This window comes from Kitasatospora acidiphila, assembly GCF_006636205.1.
GTDB classification, from domain to species: Bacteria; Actinomycetota; Actinomycetes; order Streptomycetales; family Streptomycetaceae; genus Kitasatospora; species Kitasatospora acidiphila.
Window position 1 is genome coordinate 1,310,028 of sequence record NZ_VIGB01000003.1, and the last position, 19,915, is coordinate 1,329,942.

General features: G+C 70.0%; 21 protein-coding genes. 12 read left to right on the top strand and 9 right to left on the bottom strand.

Going from position 1 to position 19,915, the window contains the following annotated elements; all coding sequences use genetic code 11:
• The first annotated feature begins 114 nt into the window (after nucleotides 1-114).
• The 4 genes from E6W39_RS06695 (at nucleotide 115) to E6W39_RS06710 (ending at nucleotide 3,166) form a co-directional block, all read left to right on the top strand.
• Entirely contained in the window at nucleotides 115-918 is an 804-nt protein-coding gene (locus tag E6W39_RS06695; protein WP_141632739.1) for a DUF317 domain-containing protein, read from the top strand.
• A 16-nt stretch (nucleotides 919-934) separates the two neighbouring features.
• Entirely contained in the window at nucleotides 935-1,786 is an 852-nt protein-coding gene (locus tag E6W39_RS06700) for a DUF317 domain-containing protein (protein ID WP_141632740.1), read from the top strand.
• 20 nt (nucleotides 1,787-1,806) lie between these two features.
• The gene (locus E6W39_RS06705) at nucleotides 1,807-2,652 is read left to right on the top strand and encodes a DUF317 domain-containing protein (protein WP_141632741.1); all 846 of its coding nucleotides are present in this window, start codon (nucleotides 1,807-1,809) and stop codon (nucleotides 2,650-2,652) included.
• A 64-nt stretch (nucleotides 2,653-2,716) separates the two neighbouring features.
• Nucleotides 2,717-3,166, top strand: coding sequence for a hypothetical protein (locus E6W39_RS06710; protein ID WP_141632742.1), 450 nt, complete (start codon nucleotides 2,717-2,719; stop codon nucleotides 3,164-3,166).
• Nucleotides 3,167-3,173: 7 nt separating this feature from the next.
• Here E6W39_RS06710 and E6W39_RS06715 read toward each other — a convergent pair whose 3' ends face one another.
• The gene (locus tag E6W39_RS06715) at nucleotides 3,174-3,437 is read right to left on the bottom strand and encodes a hypothetical protein (protein WP_323808991.1); all 264 of its coding nucleotides are present in this window, start codon (nucleotides 3,435-3,437) and stop codon (nucleotides 3,174-3,176) included.
• Nucleotides 3,438-3,578: 141 nt separating this feature from the next.
• Here E6W39_RS06715 and E6W39_RS06720 point away from each other — a divergent pair, with 141 nt between their 5' ends.
• From E6W39_RS06720 to E6W39_RS06745, 6 genes are all read left to right on the top strand, one after another.
• The gene (locus E6W39_RS06720) at nucleotides 3,579-3,980 is read left to right on the top strand and encodes a DUF317 domain-containing protein (protein ID WP_228718003.1); all 402 of its coding nucleotides are present in this window, start codon (nucleotides 3,579-3,581) and stop codon (nucleotides 3,978-3,980) included.
• A gap of 187 nt (nucleotides 3,981-4,167) precedes the next feature.
• Nucleotides 4,168-4,779, top strand: coding sequence for a MarR family transcriptional regulator (locus E6W39_RS06725; RefSeq protein ID WP_141632743.1), 612 nt, complete (start codon nucleotides 4,168-4,170; stop codon nucleotides 4,777-4,779).
• A gap of 50 nt (nucleotides 4,780-4,829) precedes the next feature.
• Nucleotides 4,830-5,042 (top strand): hypothetical protein, encoded by a 213-nt coding sequence (locus E6W39_RS06730; protein ID WP_141632744.1) that lies wholly within the window; start codon nucleotides 4,830-4,832, stop codon nucleotides 5,040-5,042.
• An 82-nt stretch (nucleotides 5,043-5,124) separates the two neighbouring features.
• Nucleotides 5,125-5,454 (top strand): esterase, encoded by a 330-nt coding sequence (locus tag E6W39_RS06735; RefSeq protein WP_228718004.1) that lies wholly within the window; start codon nucleotides 5,125-5,127, stop codon nucleotides 5,452-5,454.
• Between the two features lie 110 nt (nucleotides 5,455-5,564).
• On the top strand, nucleotides 5,565-5,801 hold the full coding sequence (locus E6W39_RS06740) for a MarR family transcriptional regulator (RefSeq protein ID WP_141632745.1): 237 nt from the start codon (nucleotides 5,565-5,567) through the stop codon (nucleotides 5,799-5,801).
• Nucleotides 5,802-6,300: 499 nt separating this feature from the next.
• Complete coding sequence (locus tag E6W39_RS06745; RefSeq protein WP_181799136.1) at nucleotides 6,301-9,579, top strand: PDDEXK family nuclease; 3,279 nt, start codon at nucleotides 6,301-6,303, stop codon at nucleotides 9,577-9,579.
• Between the two features lie 479 nt (nucleotides 9,580-10,058).
• On the opposite strand, the gene E6W39_RS06750 is transcribed toward E6W39_RS06745, so the two are convergent.
• The 8 genes from E6W39_RS06750 to E6W39_RS06785 all read right to left on the bottom strand — a co-directional run bounded on the left by E6W39_RS06750 (nucleotide 10,059) and on the right by E6W39_RS06785 (nucleotide 16,740).
• Nucleotides 10,059-10,454 carry a hypothetical protein gene (locus E6W39_RS06750; RefSeq protein ID WP_141632747.1) on the bottom strand — a complete coding sequence of 132 codons (396 nt, stop codon included), beginning with the start codon at nucleotides 10,452-10,454 and terminating at the stop codon, nucleotides 10,059-10,061.
• Nucleotides 10,455-10,562: 108 nt separating this feature from the next.
• Nucleotides 10,563-12,317, bottom strand: coding sequence for a relaxase/mobilization nuclease domain-containing protein (locus E6W39_RS06755; RefSeq protein WP_141632748.1), 1,755 nt, complete (start codon nucleotides 12,315-12,317; stop codon nucleotides 10,563-10,565).
• On the bottom strand, nucleotides 12,314-12,748 hold the full coding sequence (locus tag E6W39_RS06760; protein WP_141632749.1) for a MobC family plasmid mobilization relaxosome protein: 435 nt from the start codon (nucleotides 12,746-12,748) through the stop codon (nucleotides 12,314-12,316). The genes E6W39_RS06755 and E6W39_RS06760 overlap by 4 nt, the downstream gene beginning before the upstream one ends.
• A 179-nt stretch (nucleotides 12,749-12,927) precedes the next feature.
• Nucleotides 12,928-13,152, bottom strand: a complete 225-nt coding sequence (locus E6W39_RS06765; protein WP_141632750.1) for a hypothetical protein — start codon at nucleotides 13,150-13,152, stop codon at nucleotides 12,928-12,930.
• Between the two features lie 83 nt (nucleotides 13,153-13,235).
• Nucleotides 13,236-14,312 (bottom strand): DUF2637 domain-containing protein, encoded by a 1,077-nt coding sequence (locus E6W39_RS06770; protein WP_141632751.1) that lies wholly within the window; start codon nucleotides 14,310-14,312, stop codon nucleotides 13,236-13,238.
• On the bottom strand, nucleotides 14,309-14,875 hold the full coding sequence (locus E6W39_RS06775; RefSeq protein ID WP_141632752.1) for a WhiB family transcriptional regulator: 567 nt from the start codon (nucleotides 14,873-14,875) through the stop codon (nucleotides 14,309-14,311). The genes E6W39_RS06770 and E6W39_RS06775 overlap by 4 nt, the downstream gene beginning before the upstream one ends.
• Before the next feature lie 108 nt (nucleotides 14,876-14,983).
• A complete protein-coding gene (locus tag E6W39_RS06780) occupies nucleotides 14,984-15,691 on the bottom strand; it encodes an ATP-binding protein (RefSeq protein WP_141632753.1) in 708 nt (235 codons plus the stop codon).
• On the bottom strand, nucleotides 15,691-16,740 hold the full coding sequence (locus E6W39_RS06785; protein WP_141632754.1) for a hypothetical protein: 1,050 nt from the start codon (nucleotides 16,738-16,740) through the stop codon (nucleotides 15,691-15,693). Before E6W39_RS06785 ends, E6W39_RS06780 begins: the two co-directional genes overlap by 1 nt.
• Nucleotides 16,741-17,491: 751 nt before the next feature.
• Between E6W39_RS06785 and E6W39_RS06795 the strand changes: the two genes are divergently transcribed.
• Both E6W39_RS06795 and E6W39_RS06800 read left to right on the top strand, forming a co-directional pair.
• On the top strand, nucleotides 17,492-17,926 hold the full coding sequence (locus tag E6W39_RS06795) for a Secondary metabolite protein (RefSeq protein WP_141632756.1): 435 nt from the start codon (nucleotides 17,492-17,494) through the stop codon (nucleotides 17,924-17,926).
• 1,490 nt (nucleotides 17,927-19,416) lie between these two features.
• Entirely contained in the window at nucleotides 19,417-19,914 is a 498-nt protein-coding gene (locus tag E6W39_RS06800) for a regulator component (protein WP_141632757.1), read from the top strand.
• The last annotated feature ends 1 nt before the right edge of the window (nucleotide 19,915 follow it).

The following is a 19,915-nucleotide window of genomic DNA, read 5'->3' on the forward strand; positions in this document are numbered from 1 at the left end:
CCGTGGCTCCCCAGCACAGACCCGCGCCCTATCCCCGCCCCGGGCCCGCGCACCGACTCCGTTTCGCCGCGCACGGTGTGCGGGCCCGCTCCCCACCAAATCAAGGAGCCCGCGGTGCACTCCGCCCCTGCTCTGCTCGTCCAGCCGCTCCGACTCGCCGGTCCCGGCGACCACTGGCTGATCACCGCCCCGCTGACCACCACCTTCGGGTGGAGCCGCACCGGCACGCCCGACGGCGGCCACCGCTTCACCAGCCCCTGCCAGACCGCTGTCCTCACCCGCGAGGGACCGGCCGACAACCTGGGTTCCTGGTTCGTCCACGGCTTCATCCGGCCGGGTGCCGAGCCCCTGTGGCGGGCCACCTTCAGCTCCGGCACGCCCGCCGAGATCACTTCCGCCTTCACGAGTGTCCTCGCCGACGGCCTGCGCAGCCGGCACCGCGACTACCTGCCGGGCGGCGCGCACTACACTCCCGACACTCCCGCCTCCGTCCTGGCCGACCGGGGTTGGCGGCCACTGCCCGGCCCCAGGGACTACACCGGCCACCACGACCAGGTCGCCCCGGACCTGACCGCCTGCTACCGGCACCGCATCGGCTACCAACCGCGCAACGCCGAGGTCGCCGGCCAGGTCCCGCCGTCCTGGAGCATGCTCGCCGGCGACCCGAAACGCCCGTCCTGGCGTGCGGACTTCACGATCGACGAGCCGTTCTACCCCCTCGTGAGCGCCGCCCTCGCCTTCAGCGACCCGGCACCCGTGCAACGGGCGGCCGGTGACATCCCCACCCGCCACCTGGCCTTCGCCACCGTGCAGCGGCCCCCAGGAGGCGCCCGCCCCCGCCAGGCGCCGGCTGGTTGCACGGCGCCGTCCAGCACACCACCCGTCTGCCCCGCGCCTACCGCCGCGCGCCGCCGCTGAACCCCAGGAACCCGAGATGCCGAACACCCCCGAGCGGGTGCGCGAGTACCAGGTCGCGCCCCGCTACCTCGCCGGCTCCATCTACACCGGCGACCCCGGCCTGCTGCCCCTACTCGACGCAGGCTGGGCCCTGAGCCGGGACGAGCTGGGCAACGTCATCGTCGCCTCCCCCGACCACACCCTGCGCGTCGGGTTCCTGCCCGAGGACGAGCGCGGCGAGCTGTGGATGATCAGCGCGCACCCGCACGCCTTCGCCCCGCCCGAGTGGCTGGTCACCCTCGACCTATCGGCTCCACCCGAGATCGTCGGCGAGTTCACCACTGCCCTCGCCACCGCCCACTCCGCAGAGCCCAGCTCAGTCCTGGGCGGCAGCGCCAGTGCCGGGCTCGATGTCACCGACCGACTGCGCGCGTCCGACTGGGTCATGGACAACTCCGAGCCCCTTCTCCTGTCCTTCGAGTCACCCGACCGACTCGTCGTCCTGCGTCGGCGGGTCGGCCACCTGCGTCACGAGGCCGAGGCGGCCGGCGACACCGAGCGCTGGCTGTTCGAGGTCGGCCCGCCAGGCCACCGCTGGTACGCCACCGCCACCTCGAACCTTCCCGACCACCTGCTGCAAGCCCTCACCACCGCCATCGCCAACCCGGTCCCGGTGCCCAGGCACCTGGTGCGCTCCGAGCTGGAGCGGCTGCCCACCCAAGCCGCCGCGACACCGATCGCGCCGAGCCCGCTGGAGGTCGCGCGCATCCAGGCCGCCACCGCCCGCTCGATCGCTGCCCCTCGTCCGCCCGCTTCCGCCCTGGCCTACACCACCGCCACCCGGCCGCCCATGCCGCCGAGTTTCACGCTCGCCGGCCCCACCCGCTGACCCACCGCCCAGGACCTGCCATGCCCAACACCCCCAACCAGCCCCGCGAATACCGGATCGCGCCCCGCTACCTCGCCAACGCCGACGCCGACGGCTCCGCCGCCATCCAGCCCCTACTCGATGCCGGCTGGGCCCTCAGTCGGGACGAGCCGGGGAACACCTTCGTCACCGCGCCGGACCTGTGTGCACGCCTGGCGCACCTTCCCGAGTTCAGCGGTCGAGCGCTGTGGAAGATCAGCGCCGGCCCAGACGCCTTCGCCCCGCCGCAGTGGCTCGTCTCCTTCGACTACCAGACCCCGCCCGAGGTCGTCGCGGACTTCACCACCCACCTCGCCGCCGCCTACGCCCACGGCCCCGACGCCTACCTGAAACGCGACAGCCGCACCACCGGAGTCGACACCTGCCTCCAACTCCTCGCCGACGGCTGGACCATGGGCCCGACCACCCCCTTCCTCACCTACCAGTCCCCTGACCAGCAGATCCGGCTCCACTACCGCGACAACCACCTGACGCACTCGGACGAGATCGTCGGCGACACCGAACGCTGGCTGATCGAGGTCGGCCCACCCGGACAGGTCTGGTACGCCACCGCCTCCACCCACCTGCCCGAGCACCTCTTCCAGAAGCTCGCCACCGCGATCGCCAACCCGGCACCGGCCTACCGGTACCTGCGGCGCATCGACCTGGACCACCTCCCCTCCCAGGCCACCGCGACGCCAACCGCACCGAGCCCATTGGAGGTTGCACGCATCCAGGCAGCCACCGCCCGCACCGCACCTCGGGCGACCGCCTCCACGCTCGCCAACCCCACCGCCACCCAGCCCCCGACGCCACAGAGGTTCACGTCCGCCGGACCCACTCGCTGACCCGACCTCACTGACACCTGGAGGCCGCCATGTCCGACACCACCCCCTCGGCCACGCCGACGCAATGATCGAACGCGCCTGGGGCCGACCGATCGCCGAACTGGAGAAGGAGGCGGAGCGCCGGCCCGTCGAGGACCCGCACCTGCGCGCGGTGATGCAGACCCGCAGCTACCTAGCCACATCCTCCAACTCCCTTGCCGTGCACTGGGAACGTCTGCACGCCCTCACTCGACCCGGCCGTACGCCCGCGTTCTACGACCTCGACCGGATATCGGAGTCCGCCCTCGCACTGCGGACCAACTACGCCGAGAGCAACGCCGCCCTGGCGTCGATCGGCCACGTCATCGACGCCCGCGACGCCTTCCTGAAGGCCGGCGGCGACCAGCCCGCCGCCGACCGCGTCCGGGCCGCCACCGCCCGCACCACGCAGTCCCGCGTGCGAGGCCTGCCCTCCGACCGGCCCGCCCCGCCAGCCGCCGCCGTCGCAGCCCCAGCAGCGGCCAACCGCCGGTAGCCGCTGGTCAGTCCGTGGCCGGATCGCGGTGAGCGCCCGGGTCGGCGGCGCCCACCGCGCGGGCCAGCTCCTCCACCGTCAACTCCACCCGCTGACCGTCCTCTACCCGGGCCCGGACCTGCTCGACCTGTGCCCGCTCAGCCCAGCTCTCCGTGCGTACGGCCCACTGCCCGTCGGCGACCATCACAGTGTCGCCCATCGTCCACGGCCGCCCCGTGCTGCGGATCTTGCGCGCCAGCGCCGCCATGTCCCGGCCTCTGCTCGGCTCCAATACCGTTCTCCCCCTTCGGGCCCGTGCACGGCCCTGCGCCGTAACCCTGCTTCAGCACCCGGAACCGCTGATCCATTCCCTCCAGTTCGCCCACGGCAGACCGGATTACCTCGGAATTGACTACGAACTTCGGCACGCTGCATGTCAACGTACTCGTATCGCCGAAAACCGCAGGTCAACAAAGGGACCGCACCCGATGAGCACCCCCGGCAGCCTCCTGCCCGCCCCATCCAGCCGACCGTCAAAGACCGTTCCTGGCTCTCCACCGACCACTGCGCGGAGCCCGTGCTCGCCCTGCTCGGCGGCCTCGGCTGGCCGATCGTCGACACCCCGGAGGCGAACGTGCACTGCGCCAGCCCCGACGGTCGGCTGTACGTCGGCTGGCTGCCGGAGGACCCGGGCGCCTGGCAGCGCGGCATCGTCTGGCGCATCCAGGTCCGCCCCGCCGACGCCGACGCCTGGACACAGGAGTTCGGCATCCACACCCCTTCCGAAGCCGTCGCCGCCTTCCTCGCCGCGCTCATCGCCACCCCCAACCGCTGACCGCAACCGACCTACCGGAAAGACCAACCTCCTGAAGCCCCGCATCGACCTCAACCGCATCCCCGGCTCGGCCACCGCCGCAATAGGCCTGGCCAGCGCCGCATGCGGCCTCGCCCCCATCCTCACCTTCCAGCCGCACTCCAGTGGCCTCCTCCTCACCATCGTCCTCAGTGGCAACGGGCTCTGGATGGCCCTCACTGGCGCCAGGGAGATCAAGCGTGACTCGCGGGTCCTCGCCCACCTCGCCAACACGCCAGGCGACGCCCAAGTCCACCAGATCGGCGCCGCGCTGGGCCTGCGCGACCGCTCGGTCGCCAGGTCCCTCGACCGGCTAACCGACGACGGCCTGGCGGTCTCGCTCGACACTGACGACCAGCCGCTGCCACTGCGCACCTACCGCCCCGCTGACCACCCCACCACCCTGAGCATCCGTCACGTCGACTTCCACCCGGTCATCGTCACCGCCACCACCGACCACCCCGCCGCCCACCCCGCACTCACCCGACCCGACCTGCGCATCGTCCGCGCCGACAGCGTCCGCCCCGGCGACCTGATCGTCTCGGCCTTCGCGGCCACCCCGGACGGCCGCCTGCGCAGCACCGACTACTTCGCCTGCGGCGCCTACCCGGCTATCCCCCAGCCGTACGACCCGGAGTGCGGATGCGGCGTCTGCGGCACCCCCGAGGTCGAGGGGCTAGAGGGCACCGTGGTCCTCTCCACCAGCTACCCGTGGGAGAGCTGCGACCCGTGGCCCGCCGACGAACTCGTCCTCGTTCTGCCCCGCCCCGACCTCCCGTGACCGTCCGGCTCCTCAACCACCCTCCGTTCCGAACCTCCTGGAGATCCGCCTTGCCGCAGTACCTGACCGTCGGCCACCTCCTCACCCAGCTCCAGAACCTCGACCCAAACCTGCGCATCCGCCTCGCTGTGAACCCGGACTGGCCCTTCACGCACCTGCTGGCCAGCACCGTCGTCGTCCACGACGGCCACGCCTACCTCGCCGAGGACGGCCAGGAGGACTACCTGCCCACCGCAGTCCGCGACGAACTTGCCTGGACCTGAACCCCGCTCGAAGGAGCCACCCATCCCGACCCACTACCGCCCCAACACCCCCCACTCCCTCGACCGGCTCGCCCTGCACCCGATGCCAACCTGGGCCACCGGAGCACTCATCCACACCGCACCCTCCGCCCCCGAGCACCCGATCACCGTCCTCTGGGTTCCCAACACAGCCCCCAGACTTCCCTTCGGCCGCATCCTCCTGCAGTGGGAACCCGCCGCCCAGGCCGGCTGGGACGTCACCGCCCGCCTCGGACTCGCCACCATCGACGCGCACCTCGCCAGTTGGCCCTGTGCCCCCGACTACTGGCCGCAGCTCGTGCGCCCCACCGTCCACGAGGTCACCGGCCTGTGCTCAGCTCTCAGGGTGGCCACCGCCGCCCTCGAACTCGCCAACCGGCTCGCCGAGTCCTGACCATCACCGCACGAAGGCCGCCCCGCGCCAACCCGGCAGGGGCGGCCTTGCCGTACGCCCACCCGTCCAGCCCGCGTACCCTCGTCACCGAACACCGAGGAAGGAACCGCATGGCCGACGACCAGCAGCTCTGGGGCTACACCGAGGTCGCCACCCACTTCGGGATCAGCGTCGGCGCCGCCCGCAGCCGCAAGAGCCGGGGCACACTGCCCGCCCCCGACGACGAGAGCATCCCCGACCGCCCACGCTGGAAGCCCGCCACCCTCCGAAACTGGAAGCCGCTCGGCCAGGGCTACCGCAGCGACCTGGCCAGCGCAGCCGAAACAGCCGACCCAACCGGCAGCTGAACTCGCGGGACCTACGCTCTCCATCCATGAGCGCTTCTCCGATGCCCCCGCCGTACTGCAGCTGATCGTCGCCAACGCCGCGAACTCCGTACGCTCTGGCGAAGCCACCGTCGAGGAGGCGGTCCTGCACACCACCCTGAACAGCTCGTCCGAGGGCCACGTCCAAGGCGGGGAATAGCGGCTCGGCTGCGACTTCCGGGCCGACTGCCCATGTCACCCAACCCCAAGCGAGTCGCGGCAGCTCGGCGGTCAGTCGGGCAGCGCCAGCCCGGACCTACGGTCTGCGGCAGCTGGTCCTGTGGGCCGCGCGGGATCTCTGACGAGCTCGGGCGCCGGCCTCGCACGACTGGCTGTACCCGAGTGAGCTTCCGTCGGACAGACACCCCTACAACCGGACCTTCCGTATGGTCGAAAGATTCTCCCGAGTCCGCCCACCTCCCCCATGGTGCCTACGAAGCCGGTCCCGCGGATTGTCGGTGCCATACCGCAGACTGGGAGCGTGTCAGATGCCGACCCGATCCTGCCAACGGCCACCACGTCGTCCTCGCCCCCAGCCGGGGCAGATGGGCCTGATGCCGCGTGGCAGGACTACATGCAAGACCCTGCCCTCAAGGCCTCGCCAGAGCCGGGCACCCCGGGCAACGTGCCCCCCTGTGAGGACCTGAACCTCCACGTTGGCTGGGACCGCTTCGAGAAGCTGATGCTCGCGGTCTGCCAAAGCGGACTAGGACTTCACCGGGTGAAGTTCCGCCGCTACGGCGTGCAGGGCCAGCCGCAACACGGGATCGACCTGGCAGGACGCGGCCCGGACGGCTACACGGTGGTCCAGTGCAAGGACTATCAGCAGTTCACGCCTGCCGTTCTGCGGGCAGCAGTTGAGAAGTTCGCCAGCGGTCGGCGGCCGTTCGGCGCTCAGCATCTGATCGTCGCGACATCGGGCTCCACCGAAAGCACCCAGTTCGCTGAGGAGCTCGATGCCCTCGAAAACGAGCACCCCGACCTCGTCCTAGAGCTGTGGGGGTCCGAGCAGATCAACGAGCGTCTTCGGTCGCTCGGCAATGTGGTCGCCCGGTTCTGGACACGCGAGACGGCCAAGTCGTTCTGCACGGACGCCCCTCCCGCGGGGATTCCTGTGCCGCTGCCCGACCGCGTCGAACAGGCCGAGCAGATCCTCATCGGCCCTCTGAATACCAGTGCCGTAGCCCCTTTGCTCCGGAAGGCTGAAGAGCAACGTGCCACGGCGCCTGAGGTCTCCGCCCGCCTTTACGCGGAACTGGCTGGGCAACTGGAGGAGGCCGGCTTCCTCGGCCACGCGACGGTCTTGAGGCGAAGGCAGCTCGACTCCTTGCAGGGCGCCCGTCTCTATGTCGAGGCGGCTGGCCTGGCGGGGCAGTTGGCGGTCCACGCAATCCACGCCGGCGAAACGAGCGAGCCCCGGGCCCTGGTTGGCCAGCTCGAGCGCATGGTGACGGAGGCAGTCAAGGCCGACAGCGCGGCCGCACCCTTGATCAAGCGTCATGCGGAGCTGGTGCGTGCAGGGCTTGAGGTCGCTGTTCACCCGCTGGGACCGAGCGAGACGCTGCGGACCGCGCTGGAGAACCCAACAGAATCCGAGCCGAAGTACCGGTCCGTCCTGGTGCTGCTGCTCACCGAGAACACCCTGGTCTGGGCGCCGGAACTACTGCCGACGCTGGACACGCTCATCCGCGGTGCCATCAATCAGCAACGGACGCAGGAACCCGAGGCACACGACACGCTCATGCGCCTTCGCCTGATCCGTGCCGAGTACGACCCGGCCGAACGCGCCGAGCTTCAGCGACTGGCCCGCCGGCATCAGGTGCCGGGACGGCTGGCGGCCTGGGTGAACGCACGCGAGGCCCGCCGGTGCGCTTGGGAGAGCAGCGCTGACCTGGCCGTGGACCACTGGCGCGCTGCTGTGCAGGACGCGATCCACGCTGGGCTGGCCGAGGATTCCGCCGACTGGCTGTATGCGATCCGCGCAGTGAACACCCTGTTCGGTCCCTGGGGGGACCTGGACGACGAGCACCGGCTTGCACAGGCGCTACGTGGCACCGGGACAGCCCGACTGTTGGCGCGTGCTCGTGAGCCGCGCGACCACGCTCTGTCCGCGAAGAGGAACGACACCCCGCTGGAGGCGGTGCTGACGGGACGTCGCTGGCTGGTCGACGCCGTCGTAACAGGAGACTGGGGCGGCGAGCTCGAGGCACTGGGCTTCTTGGCCGACCTGTACGCCGCGAACCAGGAACCAGAGCTGGCGGTCAGCCTCTACGGCCGCGCCGGCCAGACGCAGAAGCTGCAGGAACTGGCTGCGACGGTGGGCGACCGCCAACTGGCCAGTGCCCCGATCGGTGACGCGCCCTGGTGGGTCCTTCACGCTTACACCGGGCTGGTCGAGGCACAGGCCGACCTCATCGACGACGACACGGCGCAGGAACTCATGAGCGCCGTGATCTCCCTTGCGGAGAGAGGCCGCGCCGGCGAGCTGACCGAGTCGCCCACCCGGCCACTCACCCACCAGGCCACCCGGACCGCCTGCTCGCTAGCCGGCCGCAGCGCCCCTGAGCAGGCCGTCAAACTCCTGGACCTGCTGGCCGTGGACGTGCTTCGCGAGCCGAACCACTTCCATCACTCTGACCAGGGCCACGCCCAGGCGTGCCTGGCGATCGCCAAATCCCATCCCAGCCTCGCGAAGTGCGCCCTCACACGACTGTTCGACCTGGCAGGGGTGGGAGTCCAAGAGGCACTCGAACTGCTGGTGAGCGACGAGCTGATCGGTCTGATCCGCACGCCCGAGGGCGGTCCCGCCCCGGCGCGGGACCCAGGGCTGTCCGACGAGGACATCGCCGAACTGCGAAACCGCATCGGCCACCTGGATGACAAAGGCCTGTACCTCGCCGATGTTGTGCGCGCCTTGTTCGAGCCCACTCATCCGACGGTACTGATGCGGGCCGAACAAGCCCGCGACCGCATTCTTCAGCGTCCCGCACCCACACCTGGCGTCGCCGCCATCGGCACCGCCCTCGTGCCCGATTCCTACCAGGTCGGCCACGCGCCCGGCCTGAACGATGACGACCGGAAAGCGTGCCTGGAGCAACTCCTGGCGATCGCTGGCGACGCACGGGAGGTCGCAGTGACCCGGCAAGAGGCTCTGGTGGCGGCGAGGAACCTGGTCGTGGACCGGCCAGAGCAAGAGCGGCGGCACGCCTTCCAGGCCGTCACAGGCCTGGTGATCAACAACAACAAGTTCGACGGCCTCCTCAGCGAGGTACTTACGGACAGTCCACATCCGCTGAGCGCGTTCAAGGTGAACATCGGATCGGCGTCGCTGCGCGGCTCTGGGCTCATACTCGCGGCAGCAGCGGCCTCCAGCCCCGATGAGCACGCCTGGGTCCGCGATCAGGCAGTCGACCTCCTGCGCAGCCACGACGAACACGACGTCCAACAGGCGGCTGCTGCGCTGTGCAGACTCCCGGACGACACCGCGGACAGCGTCGACCCGGCTCTGCTGTCCACCCATGACCACTGCGGTGTCCGCCAGGCCAGCGCCGTGCTGTGTATGCGGTTCCCCGCCCGCCACCACAAGACCGCCCTGAACCTCGCCGGCGACCGCGACTGCCGCGTGCGTCGGACCCTGGCCCAGGCCGCCGCCAGCACGGCCGCGAAGTGCCCTGAAGCCGAGTCAATTCTTCGGGTCCTACGCGGCGACCCGCGCCACAGCGTCCGGGTCCTCGCGGGAGCACGGACGGACCTCTCCTGAGCGGTCCGGTGCCGGGCCCGAGGCAGCGCTTCGTTGGCCCGGCCAACGTTCGCGTCGAGGTCACGCACCAAGTGCAGTCCCAGAACGGGTGTCGCAGGGATCGGCGGTGCGGGCCCGGGTGCAGCGGGCGCGGATTCGCGCCCCGTCCGGGTGCCAACGGGTGAGTGGGCGGCGCTCGCCGCAGTCAGCGTAGCCGGGCACCACGACGCTAGCGGCGCCAGCGCGCTCCAGCTCGAGAAGCAGGCAGACAGCAGCAACCGGCGGCCCGGACGAGACGTGACCGAGCCGGGGTGTCTCGGCCGTGCACGGCGTCGCTCCTGCGGCTTGACAGCATCATTGGGAATCGTTGCATCGGCTACGCGCGCCCCGGCTCTGATGCTGCACAGGGGGCCGACTCAGAGTCGGCTCCCTCGGAAAACAGCAGGGCAGCGGCCTGTACCGGGTCATGCTGAATGTTGCATCCGATGCAACACCGCTCGTTACTCCAGGTAGAGGCCGGCGAACGACCCGTCGAACCCCAGCGCAACGCACGCCTGAGTGAGATTCGGGTAGTGCGTCCAGGTCGGGTCGGTGAGCATCGCGTCGAAGTCCTTGCGGGTGATCTCGGGCTCGAGCCACTCGTTCCCGCACCGGCAGCGGACCCACACGTGGCGACGGTGGTTGATCAGCAGCCAGTCGCGCCGTGCCCGGCAGGCGGAGCACACCACCGGCATGCCGCGCAGCGACAGCTCGTGTGGGCACTGCGCGCCTCGCATCGCGTCCGGACCGCTCGGCGGCGCCGTCTCGTAGGCCAGTTGGAGCAGCGGGTCGCTGGCCGTCGGCCGGACGGTGGGCGTGGAGGGAGTGGTGGTGGGCTGTTCGGTGGTTCTGGGCACGGGCTCTCCGTTCGGGCGGTGCTGGTTGTTGGGTAACACCTGGTGGAGGTGGGTGTCGAGGGGTTTCGGGGTGATGCCGCGGCGGCGGGTGTGTGCCAGGCCTGATGCTCAGCGTCGGGGTGTCGGGCGGTGGGGGTCGGTGGACGGGCGGGCGGGTGCTGGCGTTTCGGTGCGGGTGCCTGTGCGTCCGGGTGCGGGCCTGGTTCGGGTGGAGCTGGTGAAGCTGGTCATCGTCTTGGCGGGGTGGGTGGGGTTGGAGGGCAGGTCGGCGATGCGGCGGATGCGCCAGACCAACACGTCATCGGTGTTACGGGCGGTGTCGAGTTCCCGCCAGGAAGTGGCTTCCTCCAGGAGGGCCCTGGGGTCGTGGCCGGCCTTCTCGGCCTCAGCCAGGGTGGCTGCCAGGGCGTCGTATCGGCGGTCGGTGCGGTTGTCCGGTTTGCCGAGGGCGGCTCGGATGGTGGCGTCGTAACGGCGGCGTTCGGGCTCGGGCAAGGCGCGTCCGATCTCACGCATCGCTCGCATTGGGGCGGCGGCGGCCTGCTGGTAAGCGGCGCGAAGGTGTTCGGCTGCCTGGCGGGAGGCTGCTGCCTGCTGGGCGTGGCCCCGGGCGGAGTGCCAGCGGGCGGCGGCCAGGGTGAGCAGGACAAGGGTGGAGAGGACCATGGCGGTGGTACCGCCGTCCTCTCCACGTCCGAGCGCGCCGCCGGCGTGGACTATTCCGCGGGCGGCTGAACGCAGGGCGCGGATGTCGGCGTTCTCGGCGCGGATGTGGCTGCGTGTGGCGCGTTCGAAGGCGCCTGCGGCTTCTCGGAGTTCGGTGCGGGTGGCGGCTGGGGAGGTCTGGGCGAGGGCGTCGAGGATTTCTCCGGTGCCGACGAGTTGGGCGGCAGCCTGGTCGTCGCCCTGGTCGAGGACGGCGGCGGCGTGATCGGCGCTGCTGGCGGCTTCGCGGCGGCGGTGTGCGGGTGCGGACCGAGCGCTGCGGGCCGAGGTGGCAGTCGGCTCCGGGGTGTCGGTGGCGGGGCTGGTGTTGAGGCGGCGGCGGATGCGTGGGAGGGAGAGGTCGGGGGCGAGGGTGTTGCCGGCGAACCAGATGGGTTCGCTGTCGCGGTTGCGGTCGCCTGGCAGGGCGACGCTGTAGCCGAGGACGTCGCCGGAGGGGGCGTGCCGCAGCTTCACCCGCACGCCTTCGTCGCGCAGGCGGGTGAAGAACTCCTCCTCGGTGGCGGCTCCTGCGAGGGCGTCACGGGCGGCCTGGTGCAGGGTCTTGCGTGGGGGTTCGGTGCGGCCGGTGCGCTCGGCCTTCCACTGTTCCTGGCTGGTGGGGTTCTTGGCGCCGGTGCCGTCGCCGGGGGTGAGCTGGCGCAGGCCGTAGTCCTTCTCTATGCGGCGGGCTTCCGCCTGGGCCTTACGGCGGTCGTAGCTGAGGCCGGCCAGGCGGCCGTCCTGGCGGACCAGGGTGGCGGCGATGTGGATGTGGTCGGGGGCGTGGCGGACGGCGACCCAGCGGCAGGCGGTGGTGTCGCCTTCGGGCGCGATGCCGGTGGCGTGGACCATGCGGCGGGCGATCGCTGCCCATTCGGAGTCGTCGAGAGGGCGGTCACCGGGGGCGGTGCGGATCGAGCAGTGCCAGATCTTGTTGGCCGGTGCCTGCTTGCCAAGGGCCTTGACGGGCTGGTCGAGCTGGTTGGCGAGCTTGGCGACCTGGTGCCGCTCCGGGTTGGGACCCGGGTCCGGCGCGAAGCCGTTCCAACTCGCCACGAGGTGCTGGTCGGTGTGTTCCTCGTGCCTGCCGGGGCCGAACAGGTAGTCGATGAGAGGGAAGGATCGGTCGGTGCCGGTGCGGATCTTGGGGATCACCGGCGGACCAGCCACTCGACGGCCTCGTCGACCGCGTCGATGGAGGCTTCGATACGGGCCAGGAGCTGCCGGAGCTCGGTGCCCGGCTGGCCGCCGGCGTTGACGTAGTGGGCAAGCTGGTTGAGGTTATTGCCGACGGCGCCGAGCTGACGGTTGGACTCCATGAGTTCTTGGATGCCGCGCCGGTAGTCGGCGACCGCGGCGTTCGGGTCGGCACTCGCGGCGGCGGCCACGGCGGCAGCAGCTGTGTAACCGCCGAGGGCGAGGCCGACCTGCCCGGCGGCCTGCTGCAGGAGGGACCACTCGGGATCGCTGAATCGGGGGCAGACACGGTTGGCGCGCGGCACGCTCTGGCGCAGGCGTCGGCGGGCGGCGGCGCGGACGGCTTCGGCAGCTGGCGGGTTCTGCTGCTCCTCCCCCTTCGACGGCACCCCTGGGCCGACTCCTCGGTCGTCGGCAGGCACCCCTGGGCCTGCCGCCGACCGAGGAGCCCGCGCCCCCTTGGGGGCGGGGGCGGGGTAAGGACTCCTTACCCCACAACTTGCTCCGGCGGGAGCCTGATCACGGTCACGCTCCAGTCCCGCGGTGGTGCCGTCTGACCGGGTAGCGGTCACCGGCTGGCCTCGGCGTCGCGCTGGCGGATCTCGCGGACGAGGTCCTCGATGAAGTCGAGGGCGAGGACAGGGTGGTGGAGGGTCCAGGGGTGGGAATGTCGGCCGCGCTGGACGGTTCGGGTGCCGTCGGGGCCGGTTTCTATGTGGTGGAGGTGGCCGCGCTGGTGCAGGACAGCGAGCCAGGAGTCCGCCTCGGCCGAGGTGGCGGGGGTGGTGCGCATGCTGGAGTGCTTCCGTTCGACGGTGGTTCAGGTGGGTGACCGGCCGGGGTGACGTGGTCGGTCACCCCGGCGATGCGGGTCGGTCAGTCGTGGTCTGTGGTGACCGGCTGACCGTGCTGGGCCCGGAGCTGTGCCATCAGTTGGGTCAGGGTGTCGCTGGACAGGGGGATCTGCTGACCTCGGATCGCCTGGGCGACCACCTTGCGGGTCAGCTTGTCCTCCTCCTTGACCGCCTGCCGGGCGATCTTCAGCAGGTCCTCGGTGTCCAGCTCAGTGCGGCGGTCACTGTCCCGGTTAGAGACCGGCGGGACGGTGACCGGGCGCGTGACCAGCTGACCGGTGGCGGGGGTGACCTGCGAGGCGGTGACCGGCTTGTTGTCTTCCGGTCGGTCAGTGACCGGCCGGGTGCTTTCCGGGTGACCGCCCAGGTCAGCGGGCTTGGTCGGGCTGACCGGGACCGAGGTGGTCGGAGTGACCTGCGTGACCGAACCGACCGGGGTGACCGGGGTGACCGGGGTGACCGGGGTGACCGGGGTCAGCATTGGTCGGTTCTCCGGCTCGGTGAGCGGATGGCTGACCGGCCGACCGGCACCGGAGTGACCGACCCCGTTCTGACCGCCGGTCAGTGCAGCCGGTCGCTCGTCCCGGTCAGCATCCGCGGTGGCCTGACCGAGGTCGGTGCCAGCTGTTCGGTCACCGCGGCCGGGCCGGTCAGCGAGGTCAATCTGTCCGCGGGCGATGAGGATGTAGAGGTGGACGGCGCCGGCCAGCGCGAGCGGGGCAATGGTGGACAACACCGCTACCACGGTGTTGCCCAACCTCAGGCCTCCGTCGGCCGAGTGCAGTTGGTTGAGCCGGACCGCGTGGAGCGCGTTAGCCCACAGGCTCGCGGTCGTCGCGGAGCCGAAGAGCGTCCAGACGTAGGCGCGGGCCCGCAGCGGCGCGTTGCGCAACACCAGCAGGGCGCGCACGCCGTAGGCGATGAAGCCGTCCACGACCAGCGGGAACAGGTAGGTGAGGGTGCCTCGGACATGGATGGCGACCGCCATCTGCTGGAGTGCGGAGAAGCTCAGCGCACAGCCGGCGGCGCCGAGGGCGATGACGACGGCCCGGTCCCAGGCGGTGACGTGTGCCGAGTTCGGTGTGGTGACGGTGGTCATGCGGCCGTCCCGAAGTCGTCGCGGTTCAGCTGGTTGACGGTGTCGCCGATCGTGGCGGCGCGGGTGGCGTTCTCGGCGATCTGCCGGTGGCGGATCGCGCGGCGGGTCTCGCGGTAGAGCTTGAGTGCGTGCGGCGGTGTGATCTTGAGGAGCCGGGCGAGGCGCTCGACCGGGACACCCTGGCGGTAACCGGCGAGGACGACCGCGCGGCGCTCGGCGTTGCTGAGGTGGATGTCGCGTCCGGCCAGGATGGCGTTGACCCGGCTGTAGTCAAGGCGGTGCGCCAGCATGGTGTGTAGGGGTTCGCGTTCCTCTTCGGTGAGTCCGCCCCGGATGCCGTGGGTGTCGCCCCCTTCGAGGGCGGCGTCCAGGCAGGTGCGGGCGACGGGGCACTGGGCGCACAGTGCCTTGGCGGTGGCGATCTTGTCGGCTTCCTCCGGCCCGGGGAAGAAGGTCTCCGGGTCGACGGGGTTGTGCTCGGTCGGGGTGCAGACGGCCTGGTCCTGCCAGGTGTGGTCACCGAGCATGCGGTGGCGGACAGGGCCGGTCGTGGTGGTGGTCATGCGGGGTTGCTCCGATCGCTCTCCGCGCGCGGGGCGGCGTCGGCGGAGAGGTGCGCTGGGTCGGTAAGGGTGGGCAGCTCGCCGTGGGGCGGCTGGGCGCGCTGGCGGTCAGGCTGCGTGTTGGAGGCGTCTGCGGTCGACCGACTCGAAGCTGACCCGGGTGGTCATCTGGGCGAGCCGTGAGGTGACGCGGTCACCAAGGCAGGTCTTGAGGTCCTTGATCGGCAGGTTGGTGGTGATCAGGGTCGGGAGCATGTGGTTGTAGCGGCGGTTGATCAGCCGGTACGTCTGCTCCTCGACGAACTCACTCGACTTGGCGGCGCCGAGGTCGTCGAGGATCAGCAGCGGCACCCGGCTGTAGGCCGCGAGCACCCGTTCGGCGTCGGTGTCAGCCCCGGGTCGGAGCTCCGCGTACAGGTCGGCGGCGGTGGTCGCTCGCCAGCGGACCCCGATGCCGGCCTGCACCAGGGCGCGGACGGCGCCGTATGCCTCGTGGGTCTTCCCGGCGCCGACGACTCCGGCCATCAGCAGGCTGGGGCCGGTGGTGACCTGGCGTCGGGCACCCGTGCTCGGGGCGACGGCCTGGTCGGCGACCTGCCGCGCCCACGCCAGGACCTGCGGGTGCTCGGCGACCGCGTCGCGGTAGCGGGGCAGCATCCCGGCGGACAGGGCCTCCAGGGCCGAGTAGGGCTCCTCCTCGTCCGGCAGGGCGTCGACCGTGGCCTGGTCGATGCCTCGGGCGGCGAGGATCTGGGCCATCCGGTCGAGCACCGATGGGCCATCGGCGAGGGTCTGCGGCTCGCGGTAGGTGCGCATCACAGCTCCTCGGCGTAGGCGGCGACGGCGTCGACCGGGTTGGTCCACGCCTGGTGAGCCGGCACGTTATGCCGGAATCGCGGCCGCGCCAAACCGGCGCCTCGTGCGTTCATGGCGTCGTTGACCAGGCTCGGCAGCCGGGACGGGTGGCCCTGGATCTCGGCATATCGCCGCAGTCCGGCGCGGACGTGGTCGGCCGGGATGCCCTCGGCCAGCAGGGTCTTGACGACCTTGCCGAGGTGGCCGAGCACGCTGCCCGGCGGACGCTCGGCGCAGGCGGCGACGTACTCGCCGATCAGCTGGCTGGCCGAGACGGTGTCCGCGTCGGGCGCCTGGCGCCCCGTAGGGAAAGAAGATCCAGGATCCAAGATCCTAGATCCAGGCGCCGAGCCCTCCGGGAGGGTTCGGCGAACCCTCGGGGAATCCTCCACGAATGCCGTCTGACCTGCGGTTTTCCGGGTCTCCGGAACCAGCATGCAGTCGGCATCGACCGCAGAGGCCACTGCTGCCGGGGCGAGAGATGCGGTCGGCGCGGGCGGTGCCAAAGAGGGCTCGGACCGCTGGTCAAGCCCAGCGGGAGTATTCGCCGACGTTTCGGCGAATACTCGGGGAGCACTCGCGACGTCATCGGCAGTGTTCCCCGTGGTGTCGGCGAGAGCTGCGCGCTGGATACACGGGCCCTTGCAGACGCCGCACCGCTCCGGCTCGCAGTGCGGGCACGCGGGCAGCCGCGACAAACTCGGCTTGTCGATCTTCTGGTGCTTGTGCCAGGTCGGGTAGTGGAAGTACCGGCGGCCGTCGCAGCCGGTGTACCGGCAGATGGCGCCGACGGAGGCGAGCTGCTGCAGGTGGTCCTCGACGTCTGCCCTGCTGATCTCATCGCGCATCGGCCAGATGAGGCCGTAGACGATCGCGGCGTTGTCGCGGTGGCGGCCGTGGTCGTCGGCGTGGTTGGTCATGCCGAGGAAGGTGAGCATCGCCGGGATGGACACCTCGGCGAGCGTCTCGGAGACCCAGGTCTCCGGCTTGACCGATCGAATTCGGGCCATGTCAGCGGCCCCGACCGGCGACAGCGAGGGCAAGTTCTCCGGTGCCGAGGTCCAGTGTGTGGGGCAGGCGCCAGTCGGCGTCGGGCCACGTCCGCAGCACCCAGCGGGCAGCGGTCTTGGCCACGACCCGCTTGAGGCGAACCGGCTGGCCAGCCGTGTCCATTGCTGAGGCGTGGGGGTGGGGCCACTGGTGACAGGGGTCAACGAGGCTGACGCGGACGGCGGCCGCACCCGGGATCATGTCGGCCAGTTGAATAGCGAGCCGCCGCTGACTTGGACTGGCAGCCGGGCAGTGAGTTTCCTTGGGTATGGCGAGCATGCGATACTCCGTGATTTGTAGGAGCGCGCGCAGTGGTCCTCGTGCGAAGAAGTCCCGCTGTGTGCGTGGTTGTGAATCGGTGCCGCTCTGGGGCGCCGGCCCGGCGCCCAGGAGTTGGTAGCTCTGGGGCGCCGGTTTGCGTTTCCGCTCAGTTCTGCGGTCGTGGCGGCCGGTAGGTCATGGGCTCCTTCCCGAGCCGTCGCTCCCCCCGGCCCTGCGCGGGAGCAGCACCATACGAGGCACCTGCGGCAGCAGTCCAGGCTGTTTGGCACACCGCCCCACCAGCGCATTTCCACTACAGAACGTGGGTTCACTGCAACAACGTACACTGCAGTTGCGCCATAGCGTCAACTGCAGTGTCGGCATCTCGGAGGCAAGGTGGCATCGCGAACACTGCAGTGGTTAGACTCCTCGTGACGATTGGAGGTGGGCATGACCGAGAGAAGCTTCGCCATGAGGCTCGATCACCTGTTCCGGGAGGTCCACCCCAAGGGCCGGGGCCCGTACTCCTACGCCGAGGTGGCCCAGGCCATCAAGGAAGCCGAGGGCGCGATCACCGCTAGCGGGATTCAGCAGTTGCGCACAGGCGCACGCACCAATCCGAAAATGGCGACGATCAAGGTGCTGGCCGACTTCTTCGGCGTACCCGCCGGCTACTTCTTTGACGACGAGGTGGCTGAGCGCACGGCCGCCGAGATCCAGCTGGCGGCCGCGATGCGGGATCATCAGATCGCCACGGTCGCACTCCGCTCGGCTGGCCTGTCGACGGGGAGCCTCAAGATGGTGCACACCGTCATCGAGCAGGCGCGAGCCCTCGAGGGGCTGCCGCCAACCGATGATCTTCCCGGGATCGATCTGAGCGAGTAATGCTCCCTCGCGCCTGGGCACTGTGGCGCGGCAGGCTGACGCTTACTACCCGACCCGCCCCCTCGGCGCTCATTCCAGCCGCATCATGATCACGGCCCGCATGGCGATCCGTCGAAGCGGCGCGAGCGCCATCAGTCGAGTCCCGATCCCCCGATTCCCGCGACAGGGATTCCAGAGGCGTCCCACGTCATCGGGATGCCGTATCAGATCTCGGCACCCCTATAGCTCCCGCACTCCAGGCATCTAGAGAACATCGTGTGCGACCTGCTTGATCTCTGCATTCTCGGGCTTTGGAAGCATGCATGGCGCAACTGACCAAGCATCGCCTCCACTCACCCCGCTGCCGGGCTCCAAGGGAACCAGCAAGCTTGCGGGCGAGTATGCCCGACGATGTTCCATGCCCCACCGGAAAGGTACGCGGATTCGGCAACTGACTACCCAGCAGCCGCCATATTCCCTCATAGAGGATTCTGGTCGCTTCCGGATTGCCGCCGCGGCGCGGCCTGGGTGGATGCCCCCGCAGTCCACTGGCACAGCGCCCCCGCTCCACCCCTGACGGCGCCAGGGCAAGGACGAGCCGATCGGGAAAGACCGGGCTGAGCTTCGCGTGCCGGTCCAGTTCCAGTTCGCGGCACCAGCGATCGGTCACACCGGCGAGGCCGACACGCCTCCTTCTGCAACAGCCCCGGACCCCGCCGCCCGCCACGGACGAGCCCCAGAATGCGCCGAGGATCCGCCCAAGCACGCCAGGACCACGGAAGGCCGCCAAGCGACTGCACCGGACCGCCCAAGAGATCCGACCCCGTATCCCGGGCTTCTCGCGGCGGGACCTATGTGCACCCTCCTCACCACCAGCGCCATTTTGGCACCCGTGGCACAAATCACAGCAAAACTAACATTTCCTCAGATGATCACGGTAATCAGTCGATTACTACCGACAGTAGGCACCAGCAGTCTTATTGCGCGATTGCCATGCCCTCGAGAACAGCCGCAGCGAGGCGCCACATGCAAAGCCTCCAGCCGCATTCCATGATCATCTGATTGTGCCCCAGAAGGACGCCCGCGGAGGCACCAAAGAGCCACTTGATTACGATCCGTATTCGAATCAGGCCCTTCCCGGAAGTGGCAATTCCTCTGAGCTCCAGGCATGGTGTTGAAGCGAAACGGCCCTCCGGCAGCATGTCGTGATCCATGGCCTGCTCATCCCTGCCGCTACCAGCAAATACACAGGAGAAACGCCATGCTCGCGGTTACTGGTCATCAGCGGCTGAAGCAGACCATCGCCCACGTCGCACTGAACCGGGTCGCAGTGGCGGTTCGGTCCAGTGTGAGTGCCGACGCCGATGAGATCGCCAGGACCGGCGGCTCTGCCGACGGCCGCGTGGCTATGGGTCACTGACCGGCTGCCAACACCAAGGCGCGACCGCGCTGGCCGATCGGTTCGCTCACCGTTCGGTGTCCTCACCGGCTCGTCTTCTCCAGGGGAGACCATGGACGTCAGTCAGCTCCGGGCTGAGTGCGAGCAGCGACTCGCCCTCCTCAACCTGCCCCATCGTTTCGGCACCCAGCAGCTCCGGGAGGCAGTAGCCGCCTTGCGGGGCAAGCCGATCGTGTTCCGTCAGCTCCCGCCCGAGGCTGGCAGCACCGCTCCGTGCGGCATCCGAGTCGAGACGCCCACCGCGGACTTCCTGTTCGTCGAACGCGGAACCTCTGCCGCTCACCAAATGCACATCCTGGCGCACGAGATCAGCCACATCCTCTGCGACCACCCTGGCTCCCTGGCCCTGGGTGACAACCTCGTCGAGAGCTTCGGGTTCAACCCGACCCTCGTTCAGCGGATGTCCGGCCGTACCGCCTACACCACCGCTGACGAGCGCGAGGCCGAGCTGATGGCCACGCTCATCCGTCGGCGCGCCTACCGTGAACGACTCCTCCCAGCCCCTCGGCCAGCCGGTGCCGACGAACGCTGGGATGCGATCTTCGCCTGAT

Coding starts and splice junctions, on each gene's coding strand:
- E6W39_RS06700 (WP_141632740.1), top strand. CDS start 935: ATGCCGAACACCCCCGAGCGGGTGCGCGAGTACCAGGTCGCGCCCCGC.
- E6W39_RS06705 (WP_141632741.1), top strand. CDS start 1,807: ATGCCCAACACCCCCAACCAGCCCCGCGAATACCGGATCGCGCCCCGC.
- E6W39_RS06710 (WP_141632742.1), top strand. CDS start 2,717: ATGATCGAACGCGCCTGGGGCCGACCGATCGCCGAACTGGAGAAGGAG.
- E6W39_RS06720 (WP_228718003.1), top strand. CDS start 3,579: ATGTCAACGTACTCGTATCGCCGAAAACCGCAGGTCAACAAAGGGACC.
- E6W39_RS06725 (WP_141632743.1), top strand. CDS start 4,168: ATGGCCCTCACTGGCGCCAGGGAGATCAAGCGTGACTCGCGGGTCCTC.
- E6W39_RS06735 (WP_228718004.1), top strand. CDS start 5,125: ATGCCAACCTGGGCCACCGGAGCACTCATCCACACCGCACCCTCCGCC.
- E6W39_RS06740 (WP_141632745.1), top strand. CDS start 5,565: ATGGCCGACGACCAGCAGCTCTGGGGCTACACCGAGGTCGCCACCCAC.
- E6W39_RS06765 (WP_141632750.1), bottom strand. CDS start 13,152: ATGCGCACCACCCCCGCCACCTCGGCCGAGGCGGACTCCTGGCTCGCT.
- E6W39_RS06770 (WP_141632751.1), bottom strand. CDS start 14,312: ATGACCACCGTCACCACACCGAACTCGGCACACGTCACCGCCTGGGAC.
- E6W39_RS06775 (WP_141632752.1), bottom strand. CDS start 14,875: ATGACCACCACCACGACCGGCCCTGTCCGCCACCGCATGCTCGGTGAC.
- E6W39_RS06780 (WP_141632753.1), bottom strand. CDS start 15,691: ATGCGCACCTACCGCGAGCCGCAGACCCTCGCCGATGGCCCATCGGTG.
- E6W39_RS06785 (WP_141632754.1), bottom strand. CDS start 16,740: ATGGCCCGAATTCGATCGGTCAAGCCGGAGACCTGGGTCTCCGAGACG.
- E6W39_RS06795 (WP_141632756.1), top strand. CDS start 17,492: ATGACCGAGAGAAGCTTCGCCATGAGGCTCGATCACCTGTTCCGGGAG.
- E6W39_RS06800 (WP_141632757.1), top strand. CDS start 19,417: ATGGACGTCAGTCAGCTCCGGGCTGAGTGCGAGCAGCGACTCGCCCTC.